At 73.6% G+C, this 16469-nt stretch carries 16 protein-coding genes; 6 read left to right on the top strand and 10 right to left on the bottom strand.

Annotated elements, in window-relative coordinates:
* Positions 1 to 84 precede the first annotated feature (84 nt).
* From ASE25_RS13390 to ASE25_RS13360, 7 genes are all read right to left on the bottom strand, one after another.
* A complete protein-coding gene (locus tag ASE25_RS13390) occupies positions 85 to 1407 on the bottom strand; it encodes an RNA polymerase sigma factor (protein ID WP_082622870.1) in 1323 nt (440 codons plus the stop codon).
* Between the two features lie 30 nt (positions 1408 to 1437).
* Positions 1438 to 1878, bottom strand: a complete 441-nt coding sequence (locus ASE25_RS13385) for a YciI family protein (protein WP_056826271.1) — start codon at positions 1876 to 1878, stop codon at positions 1438 to 1440.
* 108 nt (positions 1879 to 1986) lie between these two features.
* Positions 1987 to 2913 carry a hypothetical protein gene (locus ASE25_RS23070; RefSeq protein ID WP_056826035.1) on the bottom strand — a complete coding sequence of 309 codons (927 nt, stop codon included), beginning with the start codon at positions 2911 to 2913 and terminating at the stop codon, positions 1987 to 1989.
* A 21-nt stretch (positions 2914 to 2934) separates the two neighbouring features.
* Complete coding sequence (locus ASE25_RS13375; protein WP_056826032.1) at positions 2935 to 3792, bottom strand: HAD family hydrolase; 858 nt, start codon at positions 3790 to 3792, stop codon at positions 2935 to 2937.
* Positions 3793 to 3960: 168 nt separating this feature from the next.
* Positions 3961 to 5328 (bottom strand): NAD(P)/FAD-dependent oxidoreductase, encoded by a 1368-nt coding sequence (locus tag ASE25_RS13370; protein WP_056826031.1) that lies wholly within the window; start codon positions 5326 to 5328, stop codon positions 3961 to 3963.
* Between the two features lie 91 nt (positions 5329 to 5419).
* Entirely contained in the window at positions 5420 to 7654 is a 2235-nt protein-coding gene (locus ASE25_RS13365; RefSeq protein ID WP_056826029.1) for a M15 family metallopeptidase, read from the bottom strand.
* Between the two features lie 74 nt (positions 7655 to 7728).
* Positions 7729 to 8784: a DMT family transporter gene (locus tag ASE25_RS13360; RefSeq protein WP_235508679.1), complete on the bottom strand. Its 1056-nt coding sequence runs from the start codon at positions 8782 to 8784 to the stop codon at positions 7729 to 7731.
* Between the two features lie 39 nt (positions 8785 to 8823).
* Here ASE25_RS13360 and ASE25_RS13355 point away from each other — a divergent pair, with 39 nt between their 5' ends.
* The 3 genes from ASE25_RS13355 to ASE25_RS13345 all read left to right on the top strand — a co-directional run bounded on the left by ASE25_RS13355 (position 8824) and on the right by ASE25_RS13345 (position 11027).
* The gene (locus ASE25_RS13355; RefSeq protein ID WP_056826028.1) at positions 8824 to 9321 is read left to right on the top strand and encodes a MarR family winged helix-turn-helix transcriptional regulator; all 498 of its coding nucleotides are present in this window, start codon (positions 8824 to 8826) and stop codon (positions 9319 to 9321) included.
* A 75-nt stretch (positions 9322 to 9396) separates the two neighbouring features.
* Complete coding sequence (locus tag ASE25_RS13350) at positions 9397 to 10131, top strand: sulfite exporter TauE/SafE family protein (protein WP_056774618.1); 735 nt, start codon at positions 9397 to 9399, stop codon at positions 10129 to 10131.
* A gap of 44 nt (positions 10132 to 10175) precedes the next feature.
* Positions 10176 to 11027, top strand: a complete 852-nt coding sequence (locus tag ASE25_RS13345; RefSeq protein ID WP_200959105.1) for a hypothetical protein — start codon at positions 10176 to 10178, stop codon at positions 11025 to 11027.
* Positions 11028 to 11121: 94 nt separating this feature from the next.
* Here ASE25_RS13345 and ASE25_RS13340 read toward each other — a convergent pair whose 3' ends face one another.
* Positions 11122 to 11913 (bottom strand): TIM barrel protein, encoded by a 792-nt coding sequence (locus ASE25_RS13340; RefSeq protein WP_056826026.1) that lies wholly within the window; start codon positions 11911 to 11913, stop codon positions 11122 to 11124.
* Complete coding sequence (locus tag ASE25_RS13335) at positions 11913 to 12953, bottom strand: Gfo/Idh/MocA family oxidoreductase (protein WP_056826024.1); 1041 nt, start codon at positions 12951 to 12953, stop codon at positions 11913 to 11915. The genes ASE25_RS13340 and ASE25_RS13335 overlap by 1 nt, the downstream gene beginning before the upstream one ends.
* 117 nt (positions 12954 to 13070) lie before the next feature.
* On the opposite strand from ASE25_RS13335, the gene ASE25_RS13330 reads away from it, so the two are divergent.
* Genes ASE25_RS13330 through ASE25_RS13320 form a run of 3 tightly spaced genes read left to right on the top strand, consistent with a single transcriptional unit; the run spans position 13071 to position 15783 of the window.
* On the top strand, positions 13071 to 14111 hold the full coding sequence (locus ASE25_RS13330) for a LacI family DNA-binding transcriptional regulator (RefSeq protein ID WP_082622868.1): 1041 nt from the start codon (positions 13071 to 13073) through the stop codon (positions 14109 to 14111).
* Entirely contained in the window at positions 14108 to 14920 is an 813-nt protein-coding gene (locus tag ASE25_RS13325) for an alpha/beta fold hydrolase (protein ID WP_056826020.1), read from the top strand. Before ASE25_RS13330 ends, ASE25_RS13325 begins: the two co-directional genes overlap by 4 nt.
* A 26-nt stretch (positions 14921 to 14946) precedes the next feature.
* Complete coding sequence (locus ASE25_RS13320) at positions 14947 to 15783, top strand: alpha/beta fold hydrolase (RefSeq protein ID WP_056826018.1); 837 nt, start codon at positions 14947 to 14949, stop codon at positions 15781 to 15783.
* A gap of 6 nt (positions 15784 to 15789) precedes the next feature.
* Here the strand turns inward: ASE25_RS13320 and ASE25_RS13315 are convergent, their stop codons facing one another.
* Complete coding sequence (locus ASE25_RS13315) at positions 15790 to 16446, bottom strand: VOC family protein (protein ID WP_056826266.1); 657 nt, start codon at positions 16444 to 16446, stop codon at positions 15790 to 15792.
* Positions 16447 to 16469: the final 23 nt, after the last annotated feature.

Raw genomic sequence — 16469 nt, 5'->3', positions numbered from 1 at the left:
CGATCGACAGCCGTTGTCAGTGCAGGGTCTCTCGACGGTAGTCCTGATACATCGACCCCGTCGGCGCTTTCGTGCCGGTGGAGGTCAGTCCTCGCCGGCCGCGCGGCGCAGCAGGAGCGCCCTCTCGGCGTCGTTCTGCGTCATCCCGGCCGCGCGGGCGAACTCGGCGCGGGCCTCCTCGTCGCGGCCGAGGCGGGCGAGCAGGTCGCCACGGACGCTCGGCAGCAGGTGGTAGTCGGCGAGCGCGCCTGAAGCCACGAGCCCGTCGACGACCTCGAGCGCCGCGGCCGGCCCGTCGGCGTAGGACAGGGCCACCGCACGGTTGAGGTCGATGACGGGCGACGGGCGGTTGGCTCCGAGCTGGGAGTAGAGCGCGACGATGCGCGCCCAGTCGGTGGCGTCGGCCGTGCGGGCGCGGGCGTGGCAGGCGGCGATGGCGGCCTGCAGCACGTACGGGCCGGTCGCCCCGCGGCCGGGGTCGACGAGAGACACGGCGCGCTCGAGGGCGGCGAGCGCGTGGCGGATGAGGGCCCAGTCCCACTTCGTGCGGTCCTGGTCGAGGAGCAGGACGGGCTCGCCGTCGCGACCGATGCGGGCCCGCGTGCGCGAGGCCTGGATCTCCATGAGGGCGAGCAGGCCGTGCACCTCGGGCTCCCCGGGCGCGAGGGCCGAGAGCACCCGACCGAGCCGGATGGCCTCCTCCATGAGGTCGCCACGCACCCAGTCGCGACCTGACGTGGCGGCATACCCCTCGTTGAAGATGAGGTAGACGACCTCGAGGACCGACGCGAGACGTGTTGCCAGCTCGGCGCCCGACGGCACCTCGATGGTGATGCCGTCCTGGCTCAGGGTCTTCTTCGCCCGCGAGATGCGCTGGGCGATGGTCGGCTCGGTGGTGAGGAAGGCACGGGCGATCTCGCGCGTCGTCAGGCCACCGATCATCCTCAGCGTCAAGGAGATTCGCGCCTGGGCGGTCAGGGCGGGATGGCACGCGGCGAAGACGAGGCCGAGGACGTCGTCGTCGATGTCCTCGAGCGCGGCGTCGAAGTCGCCCTCGGCCAGCTCGGCCACGCGCAGCTCCTCCATGTGTCCCACCTGCTGCAGCTTGCTCGCGAGGTTGACGTCGCGCCGGATGCGGTCGATGGCCCGCCGCCTCGCGGTCGCCGTCAGCCAGGCACCCGGCTTCGTCGGGATGCCGTCGCGGGGCCACTGCTCGAGCGCCTGCACGAACGCGTCCTGCGCGAGGTCCTCGGCGAGCCCGACGTCGCCGACGACGCGGGCGACGACGGCCGTCACCTTGGCGGCCTCCATGCGCCACACGGCCTCGAGAGTGCGCTGGACGTCGTCGTGCGATGCCCGGGTGGCCTGTGACGTGGTCTCGTCGGTCTGGTCGGCGGTGGATGACACCCCGACACTGTGGCACGAACCGGTGTCGGTTCAGCCCTGGGCGGCGTTGCGAGCGGCCTCGGCGCGCATCTGCTCCTCGCGCTCGCGCAGCTCGGGTGAGAAGGCGTCGCCGAAGTCCTCGGCGGCGAACACCTGGCGCAGCTCGAGTGCCTGACCGGGGTCGGGGGCGCACGACACCGGCCACTTCCGGAGCCACTCGAGCGCCTCCTCGCGGGAGCTGACATCGATGATCGAGAAGCCGGCGACGAGCTCCTTCGCCTCGGCGAACGGCCCGTCGGTGACGACCCAGTCGCCGTCCTCGTACGTGACGCGCGCACCCTTGGCGGTCGGGTGGAGCCCCTGCCCGTCGACGAAGACGCCGGCCTTGAGCATCTCCTCGTTGTAGGCCTGCATGTCGGCGAACTGCTGCTCGGTGCCGGTCGTGCCCTGCTCGGTCTCGGGGGTGCTGTGGACGATGATCATGAAGCGCATGGCGGTCTCCTCCTGCGGTCGGTGCACGGTCGTCGGACCCTGCTCACCTCTACGTCGAACGCGTCGGACGCTTCTCGACACGAGACCCGAGAATCCTTCGGCGACGGCTCAGTGGCGGTCCGGTCGTCCGATGCTGGCACGGACGCGGCCGGCGAGGGCGCGGTAGAAGTCGGCGTTCGCGAGATAGCGGTAGTGGTCGGTCGCGAGGCTGCCCGCCGCGAAGAACGCCGAGTCGTCGACGCCCTCGACGATGCCCTCCGCGCGGAAGCTCAGCAGGTCGGCGTGGTCCCACACGTTCCACCAGCCACCGAGGTGCTCGCGAGGGGGGCGTGCCGCCGGGCCGGGTCCGCGGTCGGGCGCGCTCTCGAGGAAGAGCCCGAGCTCCTCGAAGAGGCCGACCTGCGACGCAGCCGCGCACCAGTAGTCGATGCGGATCCCCCGGTGCTCCGGCATCCGGGGCAGGAAGTGGGTGACGAGGTCGTAGACGATCTGCCCGCCCATGCTGTGGGTGAGCACGACGAGCGGCTCGTCCCGGCTCTCGGCAGCGAAGGCCGCCGCGTCGAGGCCGGCGAGGACACGTTCGACGATCGGTCCCGGAGCCTCGGCACTGCCTCGCGTCGAGACGTAGGTCAGGACGTCGCCGAGGAAGACCGGTACGAAGTCCTCGAGCGGCCGGCGCAGCGACGTGGCCGCCCCGCGCAGCCGACGGATGCGTCGCGGCTCGGGGATGACGTCGTCGACGAGCTCGTCGGCTGCCTCCGCCACGGCGCCTGCAGCGTGCTCGGCCGCCTCCGGCAGGTCGAGCGGGCGCGAGACCAGGGACCGGCCGCCGAACGCGAAGTGGGCGCCGAGGTCGCCCCAGTAGATCCGCATGATCGGCACCCCGGTGGGGTCGTCCGAGACGGCAGGCGCGACGTGCTCGCGCAGGTGCGCCTCGATCGTGGGCCACGGGACCTCGCCGAAGGCCCGCGTCGCCCGCGCGAGGGTGGGGTCCTCGTCGCGGACCGCGACGCCGTGGACGAAGACGATCGGCACGCGAGGGCCCGTCGTCCGGGTCTAGAGCTCGAGCCGCGCGGTCGCGGCCGACTCGACGCCGTCGCGGAAGGCGACGCCTGCCCGCGCCGCCTGCGCGACGGCCTCGAGCACCGGGACGAGGCCGTCGTCGTCGACGTGGCCGGTGACCTCGTCGGCGACGGCCTTGACCTGGTCGGGGGCGTTGCCCATGGCGACGCCCCACGCGGCCCAGTGCAACATCTCGAGGTCGTTGCGCTGGTCGCCGCACGCGACGGTGTGGATCGGCTCGACGCGCAGCTGGCGACGGACGAGCTCGAGCGCACTCGCCTTGGACACGCCCTCCGGGTTGATGTCGAGCCACGCGGACCAGCCGACGGCATACGACACCCCGTGCAGACCGGCTCGCTCGACCATCTCCATGAACTCCTCGGCCGTGGCCTCGGGCTGGCGCAGGGTGACGCGCGTGACGGGGTGGGCGATGAGCTCGTCCCAGTCGACCTCGCGCGACTCACCCATCAGCTCGCCGTCGGGGAAGTGCTTGCTCACCTTGAAGCCGACGCCGGGCTCCTCGACGGCGATGAGCGCGTCGGGGAGGGCGACGCGCATCTTCTCGAGCACCGCCTGGGGGTCGAAGGTCACCATGTCGATGATCGAGTAGCCCTCTGCCGCAGACGGGTCGAGGCGGAGCGTCAGCGCACCGTTGGAGCAGATGGCGTAGCCCTGGCGCAGACCGAGAGCCTCGAGGATCGGCGTCGTCGCGATGATCGACCGGCCCGTCGCGATGACGACGGCGACGTCGTCGGGCAGGGCCTGGACGGCGTCGCGGACGCGGTCGGAGAGCTCGCCCATGTGGTTGAGAGTCGTGCCGTCGAGGTCGAGGGCGAGCAGTCGCTGTGCCATGCGCTCACCGTATCGCCCGGCCCGAGTCGCCCATGCAGGCCCGGACACCCGTCACCCGCGCGCCGCGCATCCGTCACCGCCCCGTCGCCCGAATGTCGCCAGGTCACTGCTCCCCACACGGCGCACCGGCACGGGCGCGGCCCGCAGAGGGCGGCGCGACCCGCGGCCTCAGGCGAGGCGACCGAGCGCGTCCTCGATGCCGCGGTGGAGCGTCGGGTAGGCGTAGATCATCGAGCGGAGCCGCTCGATCGGGACCTCGCCGTGCACGGCGACGGCGAGCGCGCCGAGCACCTCTCCCCCGGCCGGACCCATCGTCGTGGCGCCGACGAGGACGCCGCGGTCGGCGTCGGCGACGACCTTGATGAGACCGTCCGCCTTGGCGATCCAGCCGCGGGTCGTCTCGCCGAGCGGGGTCACGCCCACCTGGACGTTCGCGAGCTTCTCGCGAGCCTGGGCCTCCGTCATCCCGACGGCACCGACCTCGGGATCGGTGAACGTCACGCGCGGGAGGGCGGCATACTCCGCCGGTGGGCCGTCGTCGCCGAGGACGTCACGGATGACGACACCCGCCTGGTACATCGAGACGTGCGTGAAGGCGCCCTTGCCGGTGATGTCGCCGACGGCCCAGACGCCGTCGGCGACGCGGCAGCGGTCGTCGACGGGCGCAGTGCGCGAGTCCTTGGCGACGCCGACCGTGTCGAGCCCGACGGCGGCGGGGCCGGCGCGGCGGCCGGTCGCGACGAGGAGCTTCTCAGCCGCCAGCGTCGAGCCGTCGGCGAGCGTGACCGTGAACGTCGAGCCGTCGTGGGTCACCTTCTCGGCGCCGACACCCACGCGGACGGTGATGCCGTCCGCCTCGAGCGCACTCTCGAGGTGGTCGGAGGCCTCCGGCTCCTCGAGCGCGAGGATGCGGTCGGCAGCCTCGACGACCGTCACGTCGACGCCGAATCGGGCCATGACCTGGCTCAGCTCGCAGCCGATGGCGCCGCCGCCGAGCACGACGATCGACCCGGGCAGCTCGGTGGCCTCGACGATGTCGTGGTTGGTCCAGTAGGGCGTGTCCGCGAGGCCGTCGACGGGTGGGATCGCAGCCGTCGTGCCGGTGTTGACGACGATGCCCGTCGTCGCCGTGTAGGCGGTGCCGTCGACGTCGACGCGTCCCGGCCCCGCGATGCGGGCCGTGCCGCGGACGAAGGTCGCGCCCTTGCCGGTGAGTCGCTCGACGGCGACCCTGTCGTCCCAGTCGTCGGTGGCCTCCTCGCGGATGCGCGTGGCGACGACCGACCAGTCGGGCACGACGTCGCCGACCGACCCGGCCAGCCCGTCGACACGACGGGCCTCGGCGAGCGCGTCAGCGGCGCGGATCATCATCTTCGACGGGATGCAGCCCCAGTAGGGGCACTCGCCCCCCACGAGTCTGCGGTCGACACCGAGCACGCGCAGGCCGCGCTCGGCAAGGCTCCCGGCGACGTGCTCACCGCCCGGTCCGAGCCCGATGACGATGACGTCGAAGGTGTGGTCGGTGTCGGTGGCCATGCCACAGCCTTACCCGCTCGGGCCCCGCTGGGAAGAGGCGGCCGCCTGCCGTCCGCCCGGCCCGTGGCGAACGCGGCGCGCTGCCGGCCGGTCAGCGGTCGTGACCGACCGCCCCGTCGACGACCCGCAAGCCGCTGCGCGGCGTGGACGGGTAGCCGGTGTCGAAGTGCATGTAGTCGTGCCACGAGTCGTTGCCCGACCAGTACCACCCGAACGAGGTGACGACCGTCCAGGCCACGCCGCCGTAGCGGATCGTCCCCGGGGTCGAGGCCGAGGGCGGCGGGTTGGGGTCCCAGCTGCCGGTGTGTGGGTTGACGTAGGGGTTCTGGACGGGGTTGAAGTCGAGGGCGCGACCCCAGGCGTGGGGCGAGTACGCGTTGCTGGAGTTGGCCTCGGACGGCTTGCGGCAGTTCATGGCGGTCGAGGCGTTGGCCTTCGAGGCGAGCCACTCCCAGCCGCCCCAGTTCTCGATGCCCTCGACCCGGTGCAGGGGGAAGCGCTTGGCGTAGAGGGCGTCGAAGATCTTGGCCGTGCTGCGGGCGACGTCGGCGTTGACGACCACGTAGCCACGGTGGACCTTGCCGTCGAGACCCCAGTAGGGCACGTCGACGCGGCGGAAGGTCGAGCGTCCGCCGGGGCAGTCTCCCGCACGCCACACACCGGCCACGGTGATGGCCGACCACTGCGCATCGGTCAGGGTGCGGATGACCGACGGCGCGTAGGCCGCGGTGGGTGGGGCGGCCGGCGTGCCGGAGCTGGTGAAGCCGTAGGGGGCAGCGAGCACGGTCGCGGTGGCCGCGCTCGTGCGGGTCGTCGTCGTGTAGCCGGACCGGCGCCCCGTCACCGTCACGGTGATGCGCTTGCCGAGGTCGGCGGTGGTCAGCCGGTAGCTCCACCCGGTCGCGCCGGTGATGGCGGCGCCGTTGCGCCGCCACTGGACACTGAGCGTCGCCGCGGGCGACCAGGCGCCGGCCGTGGCTCGCTGCACCCACCCCACGCGGGTGAGCTGGGCCGAGATCTTCGGGGTCGGCGCCGCCGTGAAGGGCTGGGTCACCGTCCGCGCCGTGCTGGTGCGAGAGACGGTGAGGTAGCCCGTCCGGCGCCCCGTGACCGTGACGGAGAGGGACCTGCCGAGGTAGCCCGAGGGGATCACGTAGGACGCGCCGGTCGCTCCCGTGATCGCCACGCCGCCGACCCGCCACTGGTAGCTCAGCACGGCCGACGGTGACCACGTGCCCGGGGCCGCCCGGACGGTCGAGCCGATCTGCACGACGCCGCCGATCGTCGGCGTCGGCGAGGCGGTGAAGAGGCCGTAGTCGACGGCGGCCGTGGCCGCGGAGGTCCGCGTCACCGGCACGTAGCCGGGGCGGCCGCCCCGCACCTGGACCGACATCTGCCTGGTCCGGTCGGCGGCCTGCAGCACGTACGTGCGGGCGGTCGCTCCGGCGATCGCGACCCCGCCGGCCCGCCACTGGTAGGTCAGCGTGGCACTCGGCGACCAGGCCCCCGGGTCGGCCGTGAGCACCCGACCCACACGGAGCGTGCCGCTGATCGTCGGAGTGGGTGACGTGGTGAAGGTGGCGGACCCGACAGGGAGCGTGACGGCGCTGGTCGCAGAGCGGGTCGCGTAGCCGTCGCGGACGGCTGTGACCCGCAGGGACAGGACGGCGGTGACCTGCTCGGCGCGCGGCGTGAACGTCAGGGAGGTGGCTCCCGTGACCGGGCTTCCGTCGGCGAGCCAGGCGTAGGTCAGCGTGGCGGCCGGGTCCCACGTCCCGGCGCTCCCCGACAGCACGGCATCGACCCGCGGCGTCCCCGTGATGAGCGGCGTGCCGACCGGTGCGATGACGCCGGGCGTGACGGGACCGACGGTGGCCGTGGCCATCTCGTCCGGCCGGCCGTCCTGCCGGCCGGTCGCCGTCACGGTGAGCATGGCGCCGACGAGGTCGGGCGTCAGCGGGAGTCGGGCAGCGTCGGCGCCCGTGAGCGGCACGCCGTCGGCGGACCACGCGTACATCATGACGTCGCCGACGGCGAAGTCGGCCGGCTCGGCCGTCAGGTCTCCCCCGACCTGCGCCGCGCCGACCACCGTGACCGTGGGCGGCGACTGCTCGAGGCCGAGCGAATCCGGACGCTCGAGGGCCGTGGCGCCGCCGGACACGGTCAGGACCGCCACGAGGGCACAGAGGGCCACGAGGGCAGCCCGGACGACGGGGGCCCGCTGCCCGACACGCCCTCGCATCGACCGACCGGTCCCACGCGGTCGTGTGCGGCGGGCCCGGACCCGGGCGATCTCGTCGTCGCGCTCCGGCTGGGATCCACGCATCGCGCACTCCTCATCCCCTGTCACGCGGCACGGGGGCCGCGGCGCGCTCTCGACGAGACCGACTGAGGCGCACCCTAGGGGCGCACGCTGCCTGCCCGAGCTCGCGTTGCGCTCCTCGTGTCTGCTCGCAACCGTGCGCCTCCGAGGCGGTATGCCGTGCGCCGCGGTCGCCCTCGGCGGCCAGGGTCGGCACGTGGCACAGGGAAACACCGATCCCGTGCTGCTCTTCTGGGCGACCAGGGCCTCGCCTGGCGAGGGGCGAGGCGGGCCCGGACCGGCTCCTGCGCTGCGAGGACGCTGCCGATGACGAGGACCATGGCGACGAGGTGCACCGGACCGAAGCGCTCACCGAGGAGCGCGACGCCGAGCAGGACGCCGACCACCGGGTTGACGAGGCCGATGATCGAGGCGGAGGTCGGGCCGAGGATCGCCAGACCGCGGAACCACAGGACGTAGGCGACGCCGCTGCCGAGAAGACCGAGGAAGACGAGCGCCCCCACGGCCGGCAGGTCGAGGGCCGGCGGCGCGCCCTCGACGACGAGCCCGATCGGCAGGAGCACGAGGCCACCCGCGACGAGCTGCCACGACGTCATGGTGACGACGTCGTCGGTGGGCGCCCACTTCCTCGTGAGGACGAAGCCGCACGACGACAGCACGACGGCGAGGAGCCCGGCCCCGAGGCCGACCGGGTCGAGAGGTTGGTCGAGGCCGTTCTGGAGCACGAGCATCGCGACCCCGACGAGGCCGACCAGCCCGGCCGCCACCGAGACCCGGGCAGGTCGCTGGTCCAGGAGCAACCACGAGACACCCATCGTCACCATGGGAGCGGTGGCGACGAGCGTGGTGCCGAGGCCGCTCGGGAGGCGGTAGGCCGCGAAGAAGAGGAGCGCGTAGAAGAGCCCGATGTTGAGCGAGCCGAGGACGAGCGAGCGCCACCACCAGTCGCCCCGAGGCAGGCGCCGGAGCCACAGGAGCATGAGCAGGCCGACGGGTAGGGCCCGCACGGTGGCGGCGAAGAGCGGACGGCCGGGTGGGAGCCACTGCTGCGTGACGGCATACGTGGATCCCCAGATGGCGGCGGGGAGCGCCGTCAGCGCGACGTTCGTCCAGCTCGCTCGATTGCCTTCCATGGAAGATAAAATACCTTCCGGAGAAGATATATTCCACCCATGGAGCACCACGAGGACCACGCCCAGCACGTCGTCGACCAGTGGGCCGCCGTCCGCCCCGAGCTCGACGTCACCCCGGTGCTCGTCATCGGCCGGCTGCACCGCGTCGCCCTGGCCCTGACGACCGAGCTCGTCAAGGTCTACAACGCGCACGGTCTCGGCGAGGGCGACTTCGACGTGCTCGCCACCCTGCGCCGCACCGGTGAGCCGCACGAGCTGACCCCGACCGAGCTGATGGACCAGACGATGGTGACCTCGGGCGCGGTGACCAAGCGGCTCGACCGGCTCGAGGGCGCCGGGCTCGTCGAGCGCCGTGTCGCAGGCGGCGACCGCCGCAGCCGCATCGTCGTGCTCACCGAGAAGGGGCGCGAGCGCATCGATCGCGCGGCGCCCGAGCACTTCGCCAACGAGGCGCGCCTGCTCGAGCCACTCAGCGCGTCGGAGCGCGCCACCCTCGCTCGCCTGCTCGGCAAGCTCGGCGCCTCGCTCGGGGTCTGACGCGGCGTCTGACCCGAGGCCGGATGCCGTGGACGGACGGACGCGCCCGGCCGCCGCGGCCTACGCTCCGATTCCATGACCGTCACGTCGCTGGTGCTGCTCGGCGTCGCCGCGCTGCTCATCGGCTTCGCCAAGACGGCCATCGGTGGGGTCGCGAGCATCTCCATCGCGATCTTCGCCTTCGTGCTTCCGACGAAGGAGTCGACGGCGGCGATCCTGCTGCTGCTCCTCATCGGTGACGTCGTCGCCGTCTGGCACTACCGCCGCGACGCCGACACCGGCCTGCTCAAGCGGCTCATCCCGGCCGTGCTGCCCGGACTCGCCCTCGGCGCCCTCTTCCTCTCGTGGGTCGACGACACGACGCTGCGTCGCGCCATCGGCGGCCTCCTCCTCGTCCTCGCGGCGCTCCAGCTCGTCCTCACGTGGCGCTCCCCCGACACGGCCCGGGTCGGCTCCTCGCGCGCCGCCGCGCTCGGCACGGGGGCGGCCGCGGGCTTCGCGACGATGACGGCGAACGCTGCCGGCCCGGTCATGACGCTCTACCTCGTCGCGCAGGGCGTCGAGAAGCGCCGCTTCCTCGGCACCGGAGCGCTCTTCTTCTTCGGCGTCAACCTCTGCAAGCTGCCCTTCAGCATCGGACTCGGCCTCTTCAGCGTGGAGACCCTTTGGCGCACAGTCCTGCTCGCTCCGCTCGTGCTCGTCGGCACCTGGCTGGGGCTGCACACGGCACGGCGCCTCAGCCAGACCCGCTTCGACCAGCTCGTGCTCGCCGCGACCATCGTCTCGGCACTCGCGCTCGTCGTCCGCTGAGGCTCATCGACGTTCACCGCGGTTCGCCGCCTAGGGTGCTCGTCATGAGCCGCGCCGCCGACGACCTCGATCTCATCCGCGCCTCCCGACAGGCCTGGGGAGGTCTCGAGACGCTCCACGTGCTCGGCTACTTCGCCGACGACGTGCGCGACGCCTATGTCGCCCTCGGCCTGCACCCGCGCCTCAGCTACTTCGCCGCACGGTCGGCCGCCTTCGGTGCGGTCGGGCCCGAGGTCCCGACCGCGACGTTCTACGTCTTCGCACCGTGGCTGCACGCCAAGGCCCTGCCCGCGTCGTGGGCTGCTGCGAGCCCCGAGCAGGTGCAGCAGGCCCGTCGCGACGGCATGACCGTCGTGCTCGACCGCGTCGTCGGCGACACCGACGTCACCGAGCTGCTCGACCTCGCCCGTACCGTCTGCGCGGGCCTCACGGCCCCCGGCCGCCCGTTGTATGCCGCCCACGCCGGGCTCGAATGGCCGGACGAGCCGCGCCTCGCGCTCTGGCACGCCGCGACCCTCATCCGCGAGCACCGCGGGGACGGCCACGTGGCAGCGCTGCTCCGCGCCGGGCTCGACCCGGTCGAGTCGATCGTCATCGGCGGCCTCTTCTCCGGCAACACCGGATTCATGCGGTCGAGCCGCGGCTGGTCGGACGACGAGTGGGCGGCCGGCGTCGCGCGGCTCACCGAGCGGGGGCTCGTCGACGGCGACGCGCTCACGGAGGAGGGGCTCGCGTTCCGCAAGGACCTCGAGCGCGAGACGGACCGGATGGCCCTCGAGGGCTGGGCGCACCTGGGGCTCGAGGGCACGCGAAGGGTCGCCGAGCTGGCCGCGCCGCTGCGGGCGGCCGCGCTCGGCAGCGGCATCCTCCCCGACTGGATCAGCTCTCGCGGCTGACCTCCCCCACCGCGGTTCGAGGTGATCCTGCGACGCACGTCGGTGTCCGGATCACCTCGAACGAGCCTGTGCCCCCGCGGGTTCGAGCCGACCGTCAGGGGGTGAAGGCGTCGCGAAAGCCTTGCAGCGCTTGCTCGTCGTCGCCCGACGCGAAGCCCTCGAGACCGACCGGACCGGAGTAGCCCATCTCGACGAGGGCCCGCGCGATGGCCGGATAGGCGATCTCGCCGGTGCCGGGCTCCCGACGGCCGGGCACGTCGGCCACCTGGATCTCGCCGATGTGCGGCAGGGCCCGGCGGCAGAGCTCGATGAGGTTCCCCTCGCCGATCTGGGCGTGGTAGAGGTCGAGCATCAGCTTGAGGTGCGGGCTGTCGACGGCCGCGACGAGGGCGAGGCAGTCGGCGGCGGTCGCGAAGGGCACGCCGGGGTGGTCGACCGCGGTGTTGAGGTTCTCGAGCACGAACATGACCCCCTCGCGCTGCCCCAGCTCGGCGAGGCGCCCGAGCGTGCGCTGGGCCGTCAGCCACATCGGGCCGGTCGCGACCGGCTCGGGCCGCACGGGCAGGCCGCGGTCGTCGAGGCCGGTGCCGTGGAGGTTGAGCCGCGGGATGCCGAGCCGCTGCGCCACCGGCACCGACTCGGCGGCGGTCGCGAGCAGCTCGTCCGCCCCCTCCGTGTCGCCGAGCCGGCCGCGGACGTAGCCCGTCATCGACGAGTAGACGACCCCCTCGTCACGCAGGGCGACGAGCTCGTCGACGTCGTGGCGCGTCCAGTCCCAGATCTCGACCTGGAAGCCGAGCGCGTGGATGCGGCGCACGCGCTCGGCGAAGGGCAGGTCGAGGTAGACCATCTCGGCGCTCACCGCGAGCGGGAACGGGCTCGCCATCAGGCACCCACTCCGGTCGCCACGCGGTCGGCGTCGCGGACCGTCACGGTGCCACCGGTCTCGACGGCCTCGATGCAGGCGAGTGCGATCCGCAGCGCGGCACGGGCGTCCTCACCACCGACCTGCGTGGGCCCACCGGTGCGAGCCGCGGCGCAGAAGGCGGCGAGCTCGGCGGCATACGCGTCGGTGAAGAGGTCGGTGTCGGCGCGGGCCGTCGGGCTCGCCACCCCGGCCGCGCTCCAGTGCGCCGTGCGGAGGTGGGCCGGGCTGCCGGCGGTGACCATGCCGGCCGAGCCGAAGACCTCGGCGCGCACGTCATAGCCGTAGGCGGCCGAGAAGCTCGCCTCGGCGACGGCGATCGCGCCGTTGTCGTAGCGGATGGTCACGACGGCGGTGTCGAGCAGGCCCGCGTCCTTGAAGTCGGGTGCGACGAGGGCGTCGGCCATGACGGAGACCTCGACGGCTGTCGCGCCGGCGTTGAACCAGTTGAGCGCGTCGAAGTCGTGGATCAGCGTCTGGGTGAAGATCGTCCACGGCGGCACGCCGGCCGGGTCGGCGAGGTCGGGGTCGCGGGTGAGCGAGCGGAGCAGCTGGGGCGTCCCGATGCCCCCGGCGGCGACCGTCTCGTGGGCGGCGGCGAAGTCGCGGGCGAAGCGACGGTTGAAGCCCACCTGCAGGGGTGTGCCGGCAGCTCGGGCCGCGGCGACGGCGCGGTCGGCGTCGGCGAGGGTCATCGCCATCGGCTTCTCGACGAAGACGGCCTTGCCGGCCTCCGCAGCCGCGACGACGAGGTCGGCGTGCGCGGTGCTGGCGCACGTGATGGCGACGGCCTCGACCCGTGGGTCGTCGATGAGGGCCTGCGGGTCGGTGAGCCAGTCGACGCCGAGCTCCTCGCCGAGCCGCTCGGCCGCGGCCGCCCGGGGGTCGGCGACGGCGACGAGCTCGGCCTCCCCGAGCCTCCGAGCCAGTGTCGTGGCGTGGTGGGTGCCGATGCGGCCGGCTCCGATGAGACCGATCCGGACCGGGTCGATGCGCGTCATGGGCTGCTCCTTCGCAGATGGTGACTAGAGCGCTCTAGTTCGTGACTCATTGAAGCGCCCCACCGCCACGCCGGTCAAGGGCTGGCCGACATTCATGGAGCGCTCTAGAGTCGCGACGTGGGCAGCGAGAGAGTCACGATGGAGCACGTCGCCGCACGTGCGGGCGTCTCGCGCGCCCTCGTCTCGATCGTCTTCCGCGGTGTCGCCGGCGCGTCCGAGGCGACCCGCGAGCGCGTCCTCGCCGCCGCACGCGAGCTCGACTACCGCCCGGACACCCGCGCCAGCCGTCTCGGCAGCAGCCGCACCCGCACGCTCGGCGTGACGTTCGCCGTCGGTCACGCCTTCCACGGCGACCTGCTGGAGAGCCTCTACACGCACGCCGACGCGGCGGCCTACGAGCTCGTCCTGAGCGGCGTCACGCCGTCGCGCTCGGAGGCGGCCGCGGTCGAGACCCTGCTCGCCGAGCGGTGCGAGGGCATCATCCTGCTCGGCAGCAGCCAGGAGACGGCGCAGCTCGAGCGACTCGCCGCACACCTTCCGGTCGTCAGCGTCCTGCGGCCCGTCCCCGGTGGCGGGGTCGGCGTCGTGCGCACCGACGACGCCGCCGGGCTGCGCCTGTCGGTCGAGCACCTCCGTGGCCTCGGCCACCGCCGGGTCGCCTTGCTCGACGGCGGTCGCACCGCGGGCGCGGCCGAGCGGCGACGCGGCTACCGCACGGCGATGCGCCGCTCGCCGGCCCTGACCGAGATGATCCTGCCCGGCGGCGTCACCGAGCTCGAGGGTGCCGAGGCGGCCCGCGCCTTCCTCCGGCTCGGCGCGCGCGAACGACCCACGGCCGTCGCGGCCTTCAACGACCGCTGCGCGATCGGCTTCGTCGACGTGGTGCGGCAGGCCGGGCTCCACGTGCCCGGCGACGTGTCCGTCGTCGGCTTCGACGACATCACCGAGGCCGGCTACCCGCACGTGGCCCTGACGACGGTGCGCCAGGACGCCGAGCGGCTCGGTGCCGAGACCGTGCGCACCCTCGCCGACCGGCTCGACGGCGGGTCCCCGGACGGGGGTTCGGGCACGACACCGCCCGCCCCGGTGGTCATCGAGCCCGAAATGGTCGTGCGTGCCAGCACGGCTCCGGCCACGCGCCGCGGCGTGCGCTCGTGAAGCCGCACCACGTGCTCGGCCGTGACGTCGGGACGGACGTGCGCGTGCAGTTCACGAGCCTCCGGGGCCGGGTCGTGCGGTCGTTGGCCCTCGGGGGCGACGCGCCCCGCACGACGCCGCTCGTCGTCGTCCTCCCCGGGCTCGGTCTGCCGTTCTACACGATCCCGACCGCGCGAGCCCTCGTCGCCCGCGGCCTGGCCTGCACGGTGCTCGACCTGCCCGGCTCCGGCTCCGACCTGCCACGTCCGACGAGCCCCTCGATCCACGCCACGGGCCTCACCGCGGCGCGCTGGATCGAGGCCCAGGCCGCCGGGCACCCCGTCGTCGTGCTCGGCCACTCGACGGGCGGGCAAGCAGCGCTGACCGCCGCCCTCGCCCTCAGTGCCCGCCGCCGGGACTTCTCGCTCGTGCTCGCCGGGACGACCTTCGCCCCCGAGCAACGCCGCCTGCACCGTCTGGCCCGGGCCACCCCCTTCGCCTACCGCGACGACCGCCTCGACCAGGTCGACGCGATGGAGCTCTACCGGGGTCGCACCGGCATCATCACGATGCTCCAGTCGGGGATCCACGACGCCCCCGAGGAGCGGATCGCGCACCTGCCCGTGCCCGTGACGGTGACCGCGGGGGTGCACGACGCCTTCGTGCCGGTCACGTGGCTCGACCAGCTCGCCTCGTCCGCCCACAGCGCGCCGAGCGTGCGCACGTCGCTGCTCGGCGGCTCGCACAACAACCTCTTCACGCACCCGGAGGAGATCGCCGGGCTCGTCGTGCGGGCGGCCGCCGACGCGGCGGCCGCGGCCGCCGTCTGAGCCGTCCGGACTGGCAGGGTGGACCCATGCCGACCTACCTGTCCGATGACGGCACCGAGCTCGCCTACCGCACCGAGGGCACCGGCGACCCGCTCGTCGTCTGGCCCGGCGGCCCCGCCCGTGACGCGGCATACCTCGGGGACCTCGGCGGACTCGCGCGAGTGGCCGGGCGCACGCTCGTCGTCCCGGACCCGCGCGGCACCGGCGCCTCCCCGGAGCCGGCCGACCCGACGGCATACGGCCCGTCGCAGCTCGCCGACGACCTCGACGCGCTCCGCGCCCACCTCGGGCTCGAGCGCTTCGACCTCCTCGGCCATTCCGCCGGGGCATCCGTGTGCCTGCTGTACGCCGCACGCCACCCTGCACGCGTCGGTCGCCTCGTGCTCGTCGCCCCCGGCACCTCGGCGGTGGGCCTCGACATCAGCGACGACGACTGGGAGGAGCGCGTCGCGCTGCGCTCCGGCGAGCCGTGGTTCGCGGCGGCCAGGGTCGCTCTCGACTCCGACGACGACTCCCCGGCGACGCGGCAGGCGATGTCACCCTTCCTCTACGGGCGGTGGACCGAGGCCGCACGGCGGCACGCCGCGACGGACGAGGCCCAGCGCAACCGCGGGGGCACCCTGGCCTTCCGCGCCGAGGCCGTCGACACGGCCACGACGCGGGCGGCACTCGGGTCACTGACCGCCCCGGTGCGCGTCATCGTCGGCGAGCTCGACCTCATGCCGGGCCCGGAGCTCGGCGCGGAGCTCGCCGCGCTCTTCGTCGACGGCCGCTCCGTCGTGCAGCCCGGCGCCGGCCACTTCCCCTGGGTCGACGACCCGGGCCGCTTCGCGCGCCTGGTGTCGGCCGCACTGGAGGACTGAGGAGCGTCAGCCCGGGACGGGGTCGCGGCCCTGCCACGTGCAGACGCACGCCTCGTTGCCCTCGGGGTCGGCGAGGATCCAGAAGGCCGGGGCCCTCGAGTCGGACACGAGGTGCCCGCCGGCGGCCAGTGCCCGCTCGATGCGTCCGGGCGCCTCGTCGTGGGCGACGGTGACGTCGAGGTGGATCCGGTTGCGCTGCGGCCGAGGCTCGTCCATCTGCTGGAACCACACGGCCGGGCCGAGGCGGAGCGGGTCCTGCACGTCGTCGCGGGCGATGACGTCCCACCCGAGGACGGCGTCCCAGAAGGGCCGGACGGCGTCGATGTCCATGGCGTCGATGGCGATCTCGACGACCGTGAGGGTCCCCGGTTGCGAGGTCAGCCCCATCTCGGCGACCACGGAGTCGACGGCCCGGCCGACCGCGATGTCGGCGTCGCTGACGCCACCGGCCGGCTCGGTCGACACGGCCAGGTGCACGAGGATGCCCCGGACGTCGAGGTCGGGCTGCCGGCCCAGGGGCGTCGCCACGGCGCCGACCCGCGCGACGAAGTCGAAGGCCGTGGCGACGTCGGGCGCCCGCACCGTGAGGTGCATCCGCTGGAGCAGGAACCGCCACGTGGGGAGGGCGTCGGACGCCGCCTGTCGGGTCAGCTTGTCGGCCATGACCCGACCGTAGTCCGCTGCGC

Origin of the sequence: Terrabacter sp. Root85, from assembly GCF_001429185.1 — a bacterium.
In the GTDB taxonomy this organism is placed as follows: Bacteria; Actinomycetota; Actinomycetes; order Actinomycetales; family Dermatophilaceae; genus Terrabacter.
Note: the sequence above shows the minus strand (reverse complement) of the source record. Positions and strands in the feature narration are given on the sequence as shown.

What these genes read in the sequence shown, in the direction of transcription:
- ASE25_RS13370 (WP_056826031.1), bottom strand. Translation starts at nt 5,328, where the DNA reads ATGGCCACCGACACCGACCACACCTTCGACGTCATCGTCATCGGGCTC.
- ASE25_RS13385 (WP_056826271.1), bottom strand. Translation starts at nt 1,878, where the DNA reads ATGCGCTTCATGATCATCGTCCACAGCACCCCCGAGACCGAGCAGGGC.
- ASE25_RS13355 (WP_056826028.1), top strand. Translation starts at nt 8,824, where the DNA reads ATGGAGCACCACGAGGACCACGCCCAGCACGTCGTCGACCAGTGGGCC.
- ASE25_RS13345 (WP_200959105.1), top strand. Translation starts at nt 10,176, where the DNA reads ATGAGCCGCGCCGCCGACGACCTCGATCTCATCCGCGCCTCCCGACAG.
- ASE25_RS13335 (WP_056826024.1), bottom strand. Translation starts at nt 12,953, where the DNA reads ATGACGCGCATCGACCCGGTCCGGATCGGTCTCATCGGAGCCGGCCGC.
- ASE25_RS13340 (WP_056826026.1), bottom strand. Translation starts at nt 11,913, where the DNA reads ATGGCGAGCCCGTTCCCGCTCGCGGTGAGCGCCGAGATGGTCTACCTC.
- ASE25_RS13315 (WP_056826266.1), bottom strand. Translation starts at nt 16,446, where the DNA reads ATGGCCGACAAGCTGACCCGACAGGCGGCGTCCGACGCCCTCCCCACG.
- ASE25_RS13350 (WP_056774618.1), top strand. Translation starts at nt 9,397, where the DNA reads ATGACCGTCACGTCGCTGGTGCTGCTCGGCGTCGCCGCGCTGCTCATC.
- ASE25_RS13360 (WP_235508679.1), bottom strand. Translation starts at nt 8,784, where the DNA reads ATGGAAGGCAATCGAGCGAGCTGGACGAACGTCGCGCTGACGGCGCTC.
- ASE25_RS13365 (WP_056826029.1), bottom strand. Translation starts at nt 7,654, where the DNA reads ATGCGTGGATCCCAGCCGGAGCGCGACGACGAGATCGCCCGGGTCCGG.
- ASE25_RS13375 (WP_056826032.1), bottom strand. Translation starts at nt 3,792, where the DNA reads ATGGCACAGCGACTGCTCGCCCTCGACCTCGACGGCACGACTCTCAAC.
- ASE25_RS13320 (WP_056826018.1), top strand. Translation starts at nt 14,947, where the DNA reads ATGCCGACCTACCTGTCCGATGACGGCACCGAGCTCGCCTACCGCACC.